11 protein-coding genes, 1 tRNA gene and 1 pseudogene are annotated in these 14,293 nt (G+C 73.8%); 8 read left to right on the forward strand and 5 right to left on the reverse strand.

The genetic code is table 11. The annotated features are described in order from the left end of the window. Window positions 1-476 precede the first annotated feature (476 nt). Window positions 477-3,014, forward strand: coding sequence for an SdrD B-like domain-containing protein (locus ACZ63H_RS31025; RefSeq protein ID WP_469870769.1), 2,538 nt, complete (start codon window positions 477-479; stop codon window positions 3,012-3,014). Window positions 3,015-3,311: 297 nt separating this feature from the next. Then, entirely contained in the window at window positions 3,312-3,989 is a 678-nt protein-coding gene (locus tag ACZ63H_RS31030; RefSeq protein ID WP_469870783.1) for a hypothetical protein, read from the forward strand. 6 nt (window positions 3,990-3,995) lie between these two features. On the opposite strand, the gene ACZ63H_RS31035 is transcribed toward ACZ63H_RS31030, so the two are convergent. Continuing rightward, the gene (locus tag ACZ63H_RS31035) at window positions 3,996-5,339 is read right to left on the reverse strand and encodes a right-handed parallel beta-helix repeat-containing protein (RefSeq protein ID WP_469870771.1); all 1,344 of its coding nucleotides are present in this window, start codon (window positions 5,337-5,339) and stop codon (window positions 3,996-3,998) included. An 82-nt stretch (window positions 5,340-5,421) separates the two neighbouring features. Between ACZ63H_RS31035 and ACZ63H_RS31040 the strand changes: the two genes are divergently transcribed. Both ACZ63H_RS31040 and ACZ63H_RS31045 read left to right on the forward strand, forming a co-directional pair. Beyond that, complete coding sequence (locus ACZ63H_RS31040) at window positions 5,422-6,573, forward strand: Dyp-type peroxidase (protein WP_469870773.1); 1,152 nt, start codon at window positions 5,422-5,424, stop codon at window positions 6,571-6,573. Continuing rightward, window positions 6,570-7,802, forward strand: coding sequence for a glycoside hydrolase family 9 protein (locus ACZ63H_RS31045; protein WP_469870785.1), 1,233 nt, complete (start codon window positions 6,570-6,572; stop codon window positions 7,800-7,802). The genes ACZ63H_RS31040 and ACZ63H_RS31045 overlap by 4 nt, the downstream gene beginning before the upstream one ends. A 160-nt stretch (window positions 7,803-7,962) precedes the next feature. Here the strand turns inward: ACZ63H_RS31045 and ACZ63H_RS31050 are convergent. Together ACZ63H_RS31050 and ACZ63H_RS31055 are read right to left on the reverse strand one after the other, a co-directional pair. Next, a tRNA-Pro gene (locus ACZ63H_RS31050) sits at window positions 7,963-8,036 on the reverse strand. Window positions 8,037-8,123: 87 nt separating this feature from the next. After that, a pseudogene (locus ACZ63H_RS31055) lies at window positions 8,124-8,459 on the reverse strand (MFS transporter); the annotation flags it as partial. A 108-nt stretch (window positions 8,460-8,567) separates the two neighbouring features. Between ACZ63H_RS31055 and ACZ63H_RS31060 the strand changes: the two are divergent. The 3 genes from ACZ63H_RS31060 to ACZ63H_RS31070 all read left to right on the forward strand — a co-directional run bounded on the left by ACZ63H_RS31060 (window position 8,568) and on the right by ACZ63H_RS31070 (window position 11,270). Further along, complete coding sequence (locus ACZ63H_RS31060; RefSeq protein ID WP_469870774.1) at window positions 8,568-8,912, forward strand: cupin domain-containing protein; 345 nt, start codon at window positions 8,568-8,570, stop codon at window positions 8,910-8,912. A 129-nt stretch (window positions 8,913-9,041) separates the two neighbouring features. After that, entirely contained in the window at window positions 9,042-10,205 is a 1,164-nt protein-coding gene (locus ACZ63H_RS31065) for a Gfo/Idh/MocA family protein (protein WP_469870776.1), read from the forward strand. Between the two features lie 60 nt (window positions 10,206-10,265). Continuing rightward, window positions 10,266-11,270, forward strand: a complete 1,005-nt coding sequence (locus tag ACZ63H_RS31070; RefSeq protein ID WP_469870778.1) for a Gfo/Idh/MocA family protein — start codon at window positions 10,266-10,268, stop codon at window positions 11,268-11,270. Window positions 11,271-11,321: 51 nt separating this feature from the next. Here ACZ63H_RS31070 and ACZ63H_RS31075 read toward each other — a convergent pair whose 3' ends face one another. Together ACZ63H_RS31075 and ACZ63H_RS31080 are read right to left on the reverse strand one after the other, a co-directional pair. Beyond that, on the reverse strand, window positions 11,322-11,516 hold the full coding sequence (locus ACZ63H_RS31075) for a hypothetical protein (RefSeq protein WP_469870780.1): 195 nt from the start codon (window positions 11,514-11,516) through the stop codon (window positions 11,322-11,324). A gap of 121 nt (window positions 11,517-11,637) precedes the next feature. After that, entirely contained in the window at window positions 11,638-12,540 is a 903-nt protein-coding gene (locus ACZ63H_RS31080; protein ID WP_469870782.1) for a sugar phosphate isomerase/epimerase family protein, read from the reverse strand. A 262-nt stretch (window positions 12,541-12,802) separates the two neighbouring features. On the opposite strand from ACZ63H_RS31080, the gene ACZ63H_RS31085 reads away from it, so the two are divergent. Continuing rightward, window positions 12,803-14,158 (forward strand): cellulase family glycosylhydrolase, encoded by a 1,356-nt coding sequence (locus ACZ63H_RS31085; protein ID WP_469870787.1) that lies wholly within the window; start codon window positions 12,803-12,805, stop codon window positions 14,156-14,158. Window positions 14,159-14,293 lie beyond the last annotated feature (135 nt).

The raw sequence follows: 14,293 nt of genomic DNA on the forward strand, positions 1-14,293 counted from the left end.
GGCCCGCGAAGATCACACGTCGCAGTGGAGTGTACGCACCGCCGGACCGGAGGGACAGCCACCCGCCGGGTCCGGTCGGCCGGCGGTGCCCGGCCCGGGTCCGGCCCCGCCGGGATCCCGTACGGAGGCCCGCATTTCGCGGCCGCCATTCTCCGGCGCTCCGGGATTCCCGCGAATCCCGGTTCCGCTGGTGGCGCCGGGAGCCCCATGGATAGAATGTCGCGCGCTGCTCGCGATGGCGGTCGGCGGGGTCGGCGGTGGGGGCGAAAGTACCGTGATCGAGCTGCGGAAACACACGGAACGGGGCGGCCCCCGCCGAGCATCTGAACGCCTGTTCGCCGTTTCCGGCCTGCGGTGCTTACCGCGCGTCCGCAATATTCTCGACCGATCATCGTAAAGCGGCCCACGCGACAGCAGTGGGCCGTTTTTCTTTGCCTGCCTGGTTTCAGGACAACGAAAGTGTGGAGTGTGATGCCATGAACCGAGTCGGCAGAGACTCGCCCCGGGCGGCCAGGAGGCTTGTTCAGCCACTGGCGCGCACGGGCCTGTCCGCCCTCTTACTGGCAGGCGCCGCCGTCGGAGCGACGACCGGACCGGCCACCGCCGCGGCCGCCGACGGCACGCTGACGGTCGAGGTGCTGCGCGACTTCTTCGGCACCGGCGTGATCAACACGACGATGGACGTGCCGCAGCGGGGCATGCGGGTGAAGGTCTCCGACCCCGCCGGGCACGCGGTCACCGGTGTCACGGACGCCACCGGGAAGGTCGTGGTGCCGGGTTCGAGCGCACTGGACGGCGGCCGGTACCGCGTCGACGTCAGCGTCCCGGCGCCGTACAGCGGTCATCTGCGGCCGGCACCCGCGTCGACGGCGGAGAACCACTTCGACAGCTTCACGTCGTTCGTGGACGTGTCGGACGGGAAGAACGCCGCTGTGGTGACCGGGGTGTGGAATCCGGCCGACTACGCGCTGCCGGACTCACGGTACTTCGTGCCGGTCCACAACGGCCCGGGCAGCACCGACAACCGGGCGCTGGTGGCGTTCGGGACGAAGGTCCGGGGCACGTGTCCCACCGATACGGCGTGCCCCGCCACGCTCGCCACGCAGGACCAGGTGGGCACGACGTTCGGGCTGGCGTACGACACGAACCGGACCCGGCTGTTCCAGAGCGCGTTCGCCCGCCGGTACAGCGCGTACGGGCCGCAGGGCGGTGGCGCGATCTACACGGTGCCGGTCGACGGCTCGGGTCCGCCGAAGCTGTTCGCGCGGGTTCCGGACGCCGTGGTGACGCGGCACGACACCGCCAACATGATCAAGGATGGCGGGTTCACCGACGCGCCGGGCAAGGAGAGCATCGGCGGACTGGCCCTGTCCGAGGACGGCTCCACGCTGTACGCGGTGAACCTGCGCACCCGCAGCCTGGTGAGCTTCGACGCGACCGGGGCCACCGCCTCGGCGCCCGAGAAGACGGTCCCGATCCCGGACCCGGGGTGCGCGAGCCCCGACGACTGGCGTCCGTTCGGCCTCCAGGCCCACGACAACACCCTCTACGTCGGCGGCGTGTGCAGCGCGGAGAGCACGCAGAAGCGCGAGGACCTGAAAGCCTTCGTCTCCACCTACGACGGCAAGCGGTTCACCACGGTGCTCAGCCACTCGCTCACGGACGAACGCGGCAGCGTCTTCGGCTCGGGCGACAAGGCCACCCACTGGAACCCGTGGAACACCGGCCTGGACACCTGGGACGACCGGAAGGCGGGCAACGTCTTCATCGATCCGCAGCCGGAACTGTCCTCCCTCGCCTTCGCCCGCGACGGCTCGGTGATCCTGGGGTTCCGCGACCGGTTCATGGACGTGCTCAGCTGGGGAGGGCTGGACCCCCGCCCGGGGAACGACACGGCGGAGAACGGCATGTCCGGTGGTGACATCACCATGGTCTGCGCCACTCCCGCCGGTGAGTACCAGTGGGAAGGCACCGGCAACTGCCCCAACCACGCCACCCCCGCCAACAGCGGCGGCCAGCCCGCCGATGTCGTCGAATACTTCCCGGGCGACTCCTTCGCCAACGCGCACCAGGAGACCGCGCTGGGGTCGGTGGCCTACATCCCGCAGCAGCAGTGGGTCGTCAGCACGGAGTTCGACCCGGTCGTCAACGTCGCGACCTCGGGGACCGGGTACCACGACATCACGTCCGGTCAGGGCCCGGGCAACAACCCGGCCGCCAACGGGTTCCAGTTCGTCAGCCGGGAGCAAGGCGGGTTCGGCAAGGCCGGCGGGCTCGGTGACATCGCCTACGCGGCGGCGAACGCGCCGATCCAGATCGGCAACGTCGTGTGGTTCGACGGCGACCACAACGGGATCCAGGACCCGGGGCACGTGCTGCTGCCGGGGGCGACGGTCAACCTGCTGGACGCCGACGGCAAACAGGTCGCCACGACCACGACCAACGCCGCCGGCGAGTACTACTTCGGTGGTGTCGGCGCCGCGTACCGGCTGACGCCCGGCGCGAAGTACACGGTGCAGTTCGACGTGTGCACCGCGGACACCGGCCAGGTGCCCGGGCAGCCCGCGGCGAGCGAGCTGAGGTTCACGCTCCCGCGGGCCGGTGACGACCGTGCGCACGACTCCAATGTGACCCCGCCGACCAGCGGGGAGCTGTGCAACGGCTACGCGCCCGTCACCGCCCCGGACAAGCCGGGCGGCGTCGACCACACCATCGACGCCGGGGTGTACATCCCGAAGGAGAGCCCGAGCCCCACTCCCACTCCGACCCCGACCCCGACTCCGTCCCCGACTCCTGCGCCGGGTACGCCGACGGCCTCGCCACCGGCCTCGACGCCGCCCTCGCCCGCGCCGCCGGCCAACCCGGCCCCGGGCGGCGGGAGCGACGGGGGCGGTTCGATGGCGGAAACCGGTATGTCCGGGATGCCGACGGTGCTCGGCCTCGCCGGTCTGCTGGTGGTCGCGGGCCTGGTCATCGCGTTCGTGGCCCGCAACCGCCGCGCCCGGCAGCACTGAACGCACCGCACCAACCGCACCAACCGCACCACGGTGATCCGCCCGTCCGTGATCCGAAGGACGGCGCGGACGGGCGGATCACGGGGGCCGGCCCACGGGGGCCGGCCCCGGCGTCGTCCGCCACCGGGCCGCCGGGCGGCGGGGTGACGAGCGAGAGGACGAACCAGCGAAGTGCCAGTGTCGAACCGTGTGCGCGGCGGGAGAAGCCGACGAGTCCCACCGGGCCGTGCGCCCGTACGGCGCCGTTGGCCGTGGCCACACCGGGTGGCGGTCGCCGTCGGCGTGGCGGCGGTCGTGGTGGCCGCGTTCCTCCTCACCGGCGGCTCCGGCTCCGGTGGTCCGCGCGCACTGACCTCGGAGGAGGCGAACCGGCTGGCGATCACCCGGTTCCGCAACTACGAGGCGCGGGGCCGCGCGGTGACGATCACCGTGCCGGGCACCGCCGGGGAGCTGACCGTCACCGGGTCCGTCGACTACCGGGGCGAGCTCGGGTACGGCGTGGTGCACGGCAGCGGGCGCGGCGCCTCCAGTGACGGGCTGATCGAGTGGACGGCCACCTCGGTGTTCGTCCACCCGATGGCGAACGCTCCGGCGCACGCCCCCGCGTCGCCGCCCCGCTCGGGGTGGTACCGCCGTCCGCTGCGGTCGTCCGGCAGCGCGCTGGACAGTTCGCTGGCCATCGCCCTCAAGCTCGGCAGCGACCGGCCGGACAACGCCGAACTGCTGCCGCAGAACGGCGCCTCCTGGTGGGGGCGGGACCGGGTGGACGGGCACCGGGTGGACGTCATGACCGGGCCGTCCTCCCCCGACCGCTCGGGTACGGCGGGCAACGTGCGCTACTGGATCGGCCCGGACGGCACCATGTACCGGGTCCGCGTCCGCGTGGAGTCCGAGTCGCGGCCGGTGGTCATCGCCTTCGGCACCCACGCGTACGTTCCCGTCGAGCCGGTGCCCGGCGTCACCCCGGCCCGTTAGCCGCGGTCAGGGTGTCCGCACCCGCGCGTGCGCGGCGAGCAGGGAGACGGACGGCAGCGGGATGTCCGCCGTCCTCGGCAGGTCCGGAACGGCCGGGACGGCGGTGGGGCCCGCGTCGGCGGCATGGGGGAACCCCGGCTGCGGGCCGGGCGCGGCGACCTCGCTGAACGGGATGCCGCCGGGCGCCCGCGGCGCCGTCCACGTGCCGGCCGGTGACGGTGACCCGGCGGGAAGCGGGCAGGCCGCGCCGGTCGCGAGCCGGGCGGGCACCGTCGTGCGCAGTGCGTTGCCGCGCAGGCAGTTGCCCCGTCCCCGCGTGGCGGTGGGGAACGACCAGCCGACGTCGACGCCGTTGCCGTCGAACGTGTTGTCCTCGATCCGGTTGCCGACGGGAGGGATGTCGGCGGTCGCGGTGATCACCAGCCCGGCGTTGCTGTTGCCGGTGACGCGGTTGCGGAGGAACCGGTTGCCGCTGCCGCCGTCGATGCCGACGCCGGTGCCCCAGCCGCCGTCGGCCTGCTCGGGGGTGGCCCGCTGCTGGTTGGCGGCGATCAGGTTGCCCGCGATGACGGCGTCCCGCTGCGGGAGCAGCTTCTCCTGGTGGTCGGAGTTGGTGGTGAGTCCGACCCGGTTGCCGACCAGGCGGTTGCCGACCACGTACATGTCCCCGCCGGCGTTGGTGCCTTCGTAACCGACCGCGTTGAGTTCGGCGATGTTGTCCCGCACCACGACGCGGCAGGGCTTGCACTGGCCGACGTAGATCCCCGAGTCGGCCCCGCCGGAGGCGTACGAGTGCTCGATGACACCGTTCTGCGCGGAGAACGCGTAGATGCCGTACAGGCCGTTGCGGGTCGCGGTCACGTACGAGACCAGGAACGACTTCAGGAAGGTGACGGGCTCGTCGCCCGTGTCGTAGCCGCCGCTCTGCCCCGGCAGGCCCGCCGCCGCCTTCGCCGAGCCGGTGACCAGCACCCCGTTCTGCGTGTTGTTGCGCACGGTCAGGTTCTCCACGGCCACCCCGGGCGCGGAGACGACGATGCCGTTCGGCTGCCGCAGCCGCCCGTCGACGACGACCTCGTCCCGGGACTCGCCCCGCAGGGTGACACGCGGCGTGGCGACCCTCACCGACTCGTGGTAGACGCCCGGCGCGACCAGTACCAGGTCACCGGGGTGGGCTAGGGAGACCGCCGCCGAGATCGTCGGGGCGTCGCCCGGCACCCTGATCGTCACCCGCGTCCCGGACGGCCGGCGGCCGTCGGCCGCCCCGTCGTCGCCGGACCCGCAGGCCGCCAGTACGCATGCCAGTGTGCTCAACAACGCGGCCATCGCGCGAAGACGGAGACGAGACATGGCCCCATCCTGGCACGGAGTGGTCCCGGTGCGGGGACGGTCAACTCGCGGGAGCCGGAAGGGATATGGCATTGTTCGCACCGTGAGCCGAGCCGACGCCCATCCGTCCCGCCGCGCGTTCATCGGGGCCACCGGGGCCGTGGCGGCCACCGGGCTCACGGCCGGGTGCGAGTCGCCCGCGGCTCGGCAGGACCGGCCCTCCTCCCCCTCGTCGGCCCCGGGGGTCGCGGCGACCGGTCGCCACCAGGCGGGCGTCACGCTCCCGCGGCCGGCCCAGCCGAACCTCCTGGCGGTGGTGGCCGACGTCGGTGACGGCGTGGCCGTCGGCCCGCTGCTGGCCGAACTCGGCCGGACCGTGCACGCCCTCACCTCGGGACCCGACCCCCGCCTGCTGGGCCTGCCGCCGGGGGACCTCACCGTGACGGTCGGGGTGGGTCCGCGGCTGGTGCGCGGCGTCGATCCCGCCCTGCCCGGCGCCGCGGACCTCCCCCGGTTCTCCCGCGAGCGGATCGCCCCGCGGTCGCGCGGCGGGGACCTGCTGTTGCAGATCTGCGCCGGTGACCCCTTGCTGTTGCCGGTCGTCGCCACCGCGCTGCTGCGGCACGCCGGGGACCGGGTACGTGAACGCTGGCGGCAGTCCGGACGCCGGGGTCCGGACGTTCCCGTGAGCGAGGGCGTCTCCGCGCCCCGCAACCTGCTCGGTTTCATCGACGGCGTCGTGGGCCCGCACACGACGGCCGAACAGCGGCGCCACCTGTGGCTGTCCGGGCCGGCCGCGGTGGCCGGCGGCACGATCGCCGTGGTGCGGCACATGGAAGTCGACCTGGCGCGGTTCGCCGCGCTTCCGGTCGCCGGCCAGGAGGCGGTCTTCGGGCGGCGCAGGGCCACCGGCGTGCCGCTGTCCGGGGGAACCGTGGCCTCGGACCCGTTGCTGGGCGCCAAGACACCGGACGGGCGCTACCTCGTCCCGGCCGACGCCCACATCCGCCGGGCCCACCCGGGCGTGGTCGGCGTCGGCCTCATGCTCCGCCGTTCCTACAGCACCGACGGGCCGGCCCCCGGCCTGCTCTTCATCAGCTTCCAGAACGACCTGGGCACCTTCACGAAGACGTTGGCCCACATGGACGGCTCCGACGCGCTGCTCGGCTTCACCACCACCACCGCCACCGCCACCTTCCTCGTCCTTCCGGGCTTCGACGACCGGCGCCCCCTCGGCGCGGGCCTGTTCCCCTGACCTTCCGTTCGGGTGCGCGGCTTCGCTACCACGACTTCGCGGTCCGGCAGATCGACTACGCCCTCGGCGACAACCCGCGCAAGTCGAGTTACGTCGTGGGCTTCGGCGCGAACCCGCCGACGAAGCCGCACCACCGCACCGGTCACGGCTCGTGGACCGACCAGCTCACCAACCCGGTGGACAACCGGCACGTCCTGTACGGCGCGCTGGTCGGCGGGCCGAGCGCGGCGGACGACGCGTACACCGACGACCGGTCCAACTACGTGAACAACGAGGTGGCCACCGACTACAACGCGGCCTTCACGGGCGCCCTGGCCCGTCTGTACGCCGAGTACGGCGGCAGCCCGCTCGCCGGCTTCCCCCAGGCCGAGAAACCGGACGGGCCCGAGATCTCGGTCCAGGCGTCCGTGAACGCCTCGGGCCCCGGCTTCACCGAGATCAAGGCGTACCTGGTCAACAAGTCGGCGTGGCCCGCACGCGCGCTGACGCACGCTTCCCTGCGCTACTACTTCACCCTCGACGGCGGGGTCACGCCCGACCGGATCAGCACCACCACCAATTACAACCAGTGCGGCAAGGTGAGCGGTCCGACGCACTTCGAGGGCGACGTCTACTTCGTCACCGTGGACTGCTCCAACGCGGTGATCGCCCCGGCGGGCCAGTCGGCGTACCGCAAGGAGGTGCAGTTCCGCATCACCTCGGCCGGGGCGTGGAACCCCGCGGACGACTGGTCCTACCAGGCCCTCCCGACGACGCCGGGCAGTACGCCGGTGGACGCGCCGCACATCGTGCTGGCGGAGGGTGCGGACACGCAGTGGGGGGCGGAGCCCGACGGCACCACACCGGCGCCCACTCCCACTCCTACTCCGACGCCCACTCCCACGCCGACGCCGACGCCCACTCCCACGTCCCCCTCGGCCCAGTGCGCCGTGACCTACACCGTCACCAGCGCCTGGAACGGTGGCTTCACCGCCGATGTCGGTGTGCGGAACACCGGCACCGCGGCGGTCGACGGCTGGCGGCTCGGGTTCTCGTTCAAGGGCGCCGAGAAGGTGACGAGCGCCTGGAACGCCACCGTCTCGCAGGCCGGACCCGACGTCACCGCCGCGAACGTCGCGCACAACGCCACGATCCCGCCGGGCTCCGGCGTGAGCTTCGGGTTCCAGGGCACGGGCACCCCCGCCGGGACACCCGCGGCCTTCACACTGAACGGGGAGGACTGCGGCTGACCGGGACTTCGCCGGCGCCGGGCGGTCGGCACACGGTGCGGCGCCGGCGTGACGCGCCGGCACGGGCCAGGGGGCACCGGTCCCCGAGTGGTCCCCGGGAATGATCGAGGGCCGGTTTCGGATTGCTCCGAAACCGGCCCTGACCTGCGACTCTCACGAGTCGGGACGACAGGATTTGAACCTGCGACCCCTTGACCCCCAGTCAAGTGCGCTACCAAGCTGCGCCACGTCCCGCCGCGCCGTCACGCGGGGTGTCCCGCGTGATCACGCAGGTCAACCCTACCGCACGCGGGCGGGTGCCCGTGTCACCCCCGGAGTGGCGGAGGCGAAGGCCAGTCCGATGCCGAGGCCGAACAGTCCCGCGACGACTCCGATCTGCCACCGGGAGTCGTGCCAGAGGGTGAGGAAGCCGCAGGCCAGCGCGCCGAGCGCGGAGCCCGTGGTGAGCAGTGCCTTGGCCCCGACGCGGGGCTCCAGCCGGCCCGACAGCACGCCGGAGAGGAACATCGCGACGAGCATCGGCAGCATGAGCAGGCCGGACTCGGTGACGCTGGCGCCGAAGCCGTAGCCGGCCGCGGACGGTGTCTGGACGAAGCCGGGCAGGAAGGACCGGATGGAGTACATGCCGGCGCCGAACAGCAGGGCGGCGGTGTGGGTGAGCGCCGCGGACACCCGCCCCGCGCGACGAAGTGTCCCGCGACCGGCCCCGATGCCCCACACCCTGTCCACGGCACCGCGGCGCACGCGCCCTCTAGGGTCGGCCGCATGACGCACAGCTTCGCGCTCCACATCCCCGACGCCGTCCTCGAACCCGAGCCCCTGGACCCCGGGCAGATCGTCGCCGGGAATCCCGAGGTCACCGGGAAAGTGGTCTGGCGGTCGCCGGACGGGCGGCGGATCCGGGGGATCTGGCAGATCACCCCGGGCGTGGTCACGGACACGGAGGCCGACGAGCTGTTCGTGGTGATCAGCGGCTCGGCCACGATCGAGGTGGAGGACGGGCCGACGCTGCGGGTCGGTCCCGGCGACATGGCGGTGCTGCGCGCGGGCGACCGTACGCGGTGGACGGTGCACGAGACGCTGCGCAAGGCGTACGCCATCACGCTCTGACGGGCACGCGACCGGCCGGACGGGAAGACCCGTTCGGAGGCTTGACACCCCGCCATGTCCGGACAAAGGTGGCCCAAGCCGGGGCGGACCGGTCCGGGCGCCGGTCCCCCGCTTCCGGGAGAGGCTGTCATGGTGGATGCGCTGGGTGTCGCCGTCATCGGGTTCGGCTGGATGGGCCGCGTGCACACCCGGGCCTACGCGCGGCTCCCGCACCACTATCCGGATCTTCCCCTGCGGCCCCGGCTGGTCACGGTCGCCGAGGAGGTGCCGGGCCGGGCCGAGGAGGCCGCCGAGCGGTTCGGGTTCGCCTCCGCGACCCGCGACTGGCGGGAGGTGGCCGCCGACCCGCGCGTCCAGGCCGTCAGCGTCACCGCGCCGAACTTCCTGCACCGGGAGATCGGCGTGGCGCTGGCCGAGGCCGGCAAGCACCTGTGGATCGAGAAGCCGGTGGGGCTGGGCACCGCCGACGCGCGCGCGGTCGCCGACGCGGTCGCGCGGGCCGGTGTGCAGGGCACGGTCGGCTTCAACTACCGCAACGCGCCCGCCGTGGAGGCCGCCCGCGAGCTGATCGCCTCCGGTGGGATCGGCGCGGTCACGCATGTGCGCGTGCGCCTGTTCAGCGACTACGCGGCGGACCCGGACACCGCCCTGACCTGGCGCTACGAGCGGCGGCGCGGGGGCAGCGGGGTGCTCGGCGACCTGGCCTCGCACGGCGTGGACCTGGCACGTTTACTGTGCGGGGCCATCGACTCCGTCACCGCCGACACCGCGGTCTTCGTCCCGGAGCGCGCCCGTCCGGGCGGCGCGACGGCCGGCCACGCCCTCGCCGGCGGCGGCGAGCCCGGTCCGGTGGAGAACGAGGACTACGTCGGCTGTCTGCTCCGTTTCGCCTCCGGCGCCCGCGGGGTCCTGGAAGCCTGCCGGGTCTCGGTCGGCGAGCAGAACGCCTACGGCTTCGAGGTGCACGGCACCCGGGGCGCGGTGTTCTGGGACTTCCGGCGGATGAACGAGCTGGGCGTCAGCCGCGGCACCGGCTACCGGGACCAGTCCGTGAGCACGGTCCACGTCGGTCCGGGCGCCGGCGAGTTCGCCGCGTTCCAGCCGGGCGCGGCGAACGCGATGGGCTACGACGACCTGAAGGTGATCGAGGCCGGCCGGTTCGTCCGGTCCATCGCCGAGGGCACGCCGTACGGCACCACCCTCGCGGACGCGGTGCACAGCGCGCGGCTGCTCGACGCGATGGCGCGGTCCGCGCGGACCGGCGGCTGGGTGCGTCCGCGGGGAACTCCTTGAGGAGTTCCGACGGCTCCCCGATGATGGCGCGAGGGGTTTGTACGGACAAGGATGGAGCGCATGCGTATCGGAATCCTCGGTCTCGGCCGCATCGGCTCCTTCCACGCCGAGACCCTCTCCGGGCTCGGCACGGTCGAGTCGCTGGTCGTCACCGATCCGTTCGCCGGCGCGGCCGAGCGCGCGGCGGAGCGGTTCGGCGCCGAGGTCGCCCCCTCCCCGCAGGCGCTGCTGGCGTCCGGGGTGGACGGCATCGTGGTGGCGGCGGCCACCGACGCCCACCCCGCGCTGATCCGGGCCGGTGTCGAGGCCGGTGTCCCGGTCTTCTGCGAGAAGCCCGTCGCCCGGACGATGAGCGAGGGCGTCGAGGTCCTGCGGGCCGTCCGGGACGGTGGCGTGCCGGTCCAGATCGGCTACCACCGGCGCTTCGACTCGGGGTTCGCCGCCGCCCGGGCCGCCGTACGGGCCGGTGAGCTGGGGGCGCTGCACACCGTGCGGTCCACGACGCTGGACCCGGAGCCGCCGCCGGCCGCGTACGTCGCCGCGTCCGGCGGCATCTTCCGGGACTGCGCCGTGCACGACTTCGACGCCATCCGCTGGGTGACGGGCCGCGAGGTCACCGAGGTGTACGCGGTGGGCGGCAACCGGGGCGCCGCCCACATCAGGGCGGCGGGCGACGCCGACACCGCCGGCGCGCTGCTCACCCTGGACGACGGGACGGTCGCGATGGTGTCCAACTCCCGGCACAACCGGCGTGGTTACGACGTGCGGATGGAGCTGCACGGCTTCGCCGACTCGCTCGCCGTAGGCCTGGACGACCGGCTTCCGCTGCGCTCGGCCGAACCCGGCGCGCGCTTCCCGTCGGGCGCTCCGCACACCTTCTTCATGGACCGCTTCGCCGCCGCCTACCGTGCCGAACTCGCCGCGTTCACCGAGGTCGTGGCGGGCACCCGGCCCTCGCCGTGCACCGTGGAGGACGCCCTGGAGGCCGGCTGGATCGCCGAGGCGTGCGCCCTGTCCCTGCGCGAGCACCGGCCGGTGCGGCCGGCGGAGGTGCGGTCGGCCTGAGCGGGCGGGGGCGGCGCCGGGCCGGTGCCCGGTGCCGTCCCCGGTTCCGGGTCAGCCGCAGTACCGGATCAGCCACTCGTCCGCGTGGTAGGTGTCCCGCGCCGGGTCGGGGCGGGTGGCCGGCTTCGTCTCGACCGTGTCCTCGGGACGTATCCGCTCGGGCAGGTGGCCGAAGCGCCGGTTCCGGGCGGCCGCCTCGGCAGCGGCGTCCCGGGGCGTGTCGTGGGTGTGTGCGCGGTGTGTCATGTCGTCCTCCCGTCCACACGGGCGTTCCCCGTTGTCAGTCGAACGCCCGCGTGCCCCGGTTGGTTCCCGGCGGGCGGTGGCGGAATCCGCGAGGAGGGCGCGGGATCCGGCGCGCGCCCGCTCATGCGCCGCATGAGCGCAGGAAGCGGCGGGTGCGGACGGCGATCGGCAGCGGCCGGTCCGGCTCGCACGGGTACATGTCCTGCTCGACGATCGCGAACAGGTCCACACCCAGGGCCTGGGCCGCCCGCAGCACCGGTTCCAGTTCCGGGATCCCGGCGGGCGGTTCGCACATCACCCCGCGCCGCACGGCGGGCCCGAACGGCAGTCCCCGCGCGACGACTTCGGCGAGCACGTCCGGGTCGACCTGCTTGAGGTGCAGATAGCCGAGGCGTTCGCCGTAGGTCTCGATCAGCCTGACGCTGTCGCCGCCGCAGTAGGCGTAGTGCCCGGTGTCCAGGCAGAGGCTCACCAGCCGGCTGTCGGTGGCGTCCAGGAAGCGGGTGACGTGGGCCTCGGTGTCGATGTGGGTGTCGGCGTGCGGGTGGACGACGATGTCCAGGCCGTAGGTCTCCCGGACCCGGTGGCCGAGCCGTTCCATGCCCTCGGTCAGGTGCGTCCACTGCCCGGCGGTCAGCTCGGGCGGCTCCAGGATCTCGGCGGTCTTGTCGTCGCGCCAGAAGGAGGGGATCACCACCAGGTGCCGGGCGCCCGTCGCCCGGGTGAGTTCGGCGACCCGGCCGACGTGGGCCCAGGTCTCCTCCCAGACGGCCGGTCCGCGGTGCAGGGCGGTGAAGACCGTGCCGGCCGAGACCCTCAGGTTCCGCCGGGCCAGTTCGTCGGTGAGCCGGGCCGGGTCGGTGGGGAGGTAGCCGTAGGGGCCGAGTTCGATCCAGTCGTAGCCCGCCTCGGACACCTCGTCGAGGAAACGGTGCCAGGGGACCTGGTGCGGGTCGTCGGGGAACCAGACGCCCCAGGAGTCGGGGGCGGAGCCGACCCGGATGCGGTCGAGGGTCTGGGCCATGGTCAGGGGTTCCTCTCCGGGTCGGGCGTCGCGGGCGGGGCGGGGACACGGCCGCGCCGGGACCGGATACAAGCCCCTGCCGGACCCGCTGTCAATCCTTTGTCAGGACATCGTTCCACAGCCGGGTCCGCCGTTCCCCGCCGAGCGGACGGCGCCCGGTGCTGGTCCTTCCCCCGCGTTGCTGGTAGCACAGGAGTGTCCGGCCCGAGTACGCGCAAGGTCCAGGAAGTCACCGTCTTGGAGGTCTCCCGTGCTGCGAGCGATGCTGACGGCGGGCGCGGTCCTCGCCGCGCTGCTGGCCCCCGCCACCGCCCACGCCGAGGAGAGCGGGCCGGGCATCCCCCCGCTCACCGACGCCCGGGGGCGGGTGCTCACCCTGCGCGGCTGGAACATCGAGGACAAGGCGCACCGGGGCGAGCAGGCGCTGAGCGCGATCACCGAGCGCCATCTGCGCGATCTGCGCGCCCGGGGCTTCGGCTTCGCCCGGCTGCTCGTCTTCTGGGACGACCTGGAACCCCGGCCCGGGCGGTACAGCGAGAGGTACCTGCGCAGGATCGAGCGCGTCCTGGACTGGGCCGGGCGCCAGGACGTGCGGGTCGTCCTGGACGCCCACCAGGACGTCTTCGGGCCCGCCTTCGGCCACCGGGGCGTACCCGAGTGGGCGACCAGGACCGACGGGCTGCCGTTCACCCCGCACCCGGACGACTGGTTCGCCGAGTACTTCGAGCCCGCCGTGCAGCGTGCCTTCACCCATCTCTACGAGGACGACGACCTCCGGGACGCCCAGGCCCGGATGTGGCGCACCCTCGCCACCCGCTTCGCCGGCCACCCGGCCGTACTCGGCTACGACCTGATCAACGAGCCCATGGGCGAGCCGCGGCCCGGGGAGGAACTGCCGGCGGCCGCGCGGCGCATCGAACGCGAGCAGCTGACGCCGATGTACAACCGCCTGGCCGGCGCCGTCCGCCGGGCCGACCGGGACGCCTGGCTGTTCGTCGAGCCGACGCCGGTCGTCGGCGAGGGCGTGCCGACCGGCCTCGGCCGCGTCCGCGATCCCCGGGTGGTGTACGCGCCGCACTTCTACGACACCGCGATGGAGGCGGGCGCCGACTACGACCCCGGGGCGGGCTGGATCGAGCGGTACGAGCGGGCCGTCACCGCGTATCCGCGGCGGTACCGGGTGCCGGTGGTGGTCGGCGAGTGGGGGCCGCCGGACAGCTCGCTGCCGCACATGAACCGCTTCTACCGTGACGCGATGGCCTCCCTGGGCCGCTATGCCTCCGGCTGGGCGGGCTACGTGTGGTGCTACGGCGGCGGGTACTGCGCGCTCGACGGCACCGGTGCCTTCCGCGCCAACAAGGAGCTGACCGCCGAGCCGTACGCCGAGGCCGTGGCGGGCACGGTCCGCTCCGCCGCCTACGACCCCGGGGCGGGGGTGTACCGGCTGGTGTACCGCGCGGCGCCCCACGGGCCCCGGGTGAGCGTGCTGTCCCTGCCGCCGGGCGCGTGGCGGATCACGGCCGGGGGTGGCGCGCGCGTCGTACGGCACACGGCCGGCCGGGCATGGGTCCGGGCGGCCCCGGGCGGCCTGGCGGCCGTCACGGTGACGCGCGGGTGAGCGCGGCTTCGCCGCCCGGCGGGGTGCGGCCGGGTACGCACGCGGGGGGGGGGGGGGGGGGGGGGGGGGGGGGGGGGGGGGGGGGGGGGGGGGGGGGGGGGGGGGGGGGGGGGGGGGGGGGGGGGGGGGGGGGGG

This window comes from Streptomyces sp. NPDC104831 (assembly GCF_055583025.1).

What these genes read in the sequence shown, in the direction of transcription:
- ACZ63H_RS31025 (WP_469870769.1), top strand. Translation starts at nt 477, where the DNA reads ATGAACCGAGTCGGCAGAGACTCGCCCCGGGCGGCCAGGAGGCTTGTT.
- ACZ63H_RS31035 (WP_469870771.1), bottom strand. Translation starts at nt 5,339, where the DNA reads ATGTCTCGTCTCCGTCTTCGCGCGATGGCCGCGTTGTTGAGCACACTG.
- ACZ63H_RS31060 (WP_469870774.1), top strand. Translation starts at nt 8,568, where the DNA reads ATGACGCACAGCTTCGCGCTCCACATCCCCGACGCCGTCCTCGAACCC.
- ACZ63H_RS31065 (WP_469870776.1), top strand. Translation starts at nt 9,042, where the DNA reads ATGGTGGATGCGCTGGGTGTCGCCGTCATCGGGTTCGGCTGGATGGGC.
- ACZ63H_RS31070 (WP_469870778.1), top strand. Translation starts at nt 10,266, where the DNA reads ATGCGTATCGGAATCCTCGGTCTCGGCCGCATCGGCTCCTTCCACGCC.
- ACZ63H_RS31075 (WP_469870780.1), bottom strand. Translation starts at nt 11,516, where the DNA reads ATGACACACCGCGCACACACCCACGACACGCCCCGGGACGCCGCTGCC.
- ACZ63H_RS31080 (WP_469870782.1), bottom strand. Translation starts at nt 12,540, where the DNA reads ATGGCCCAGACCCTCGACCGCATCCGGGTCGGCTCCGCCCCCGACTCC.
- ACZ63H_RS31085 (WP_469870787.1), top strand. Translation starts at nt 12,803, where the DNA reads ATGCTGACGGCGGGCGCGGTCCTCGCCGCGCTGCTGGCCCCCGCCACC.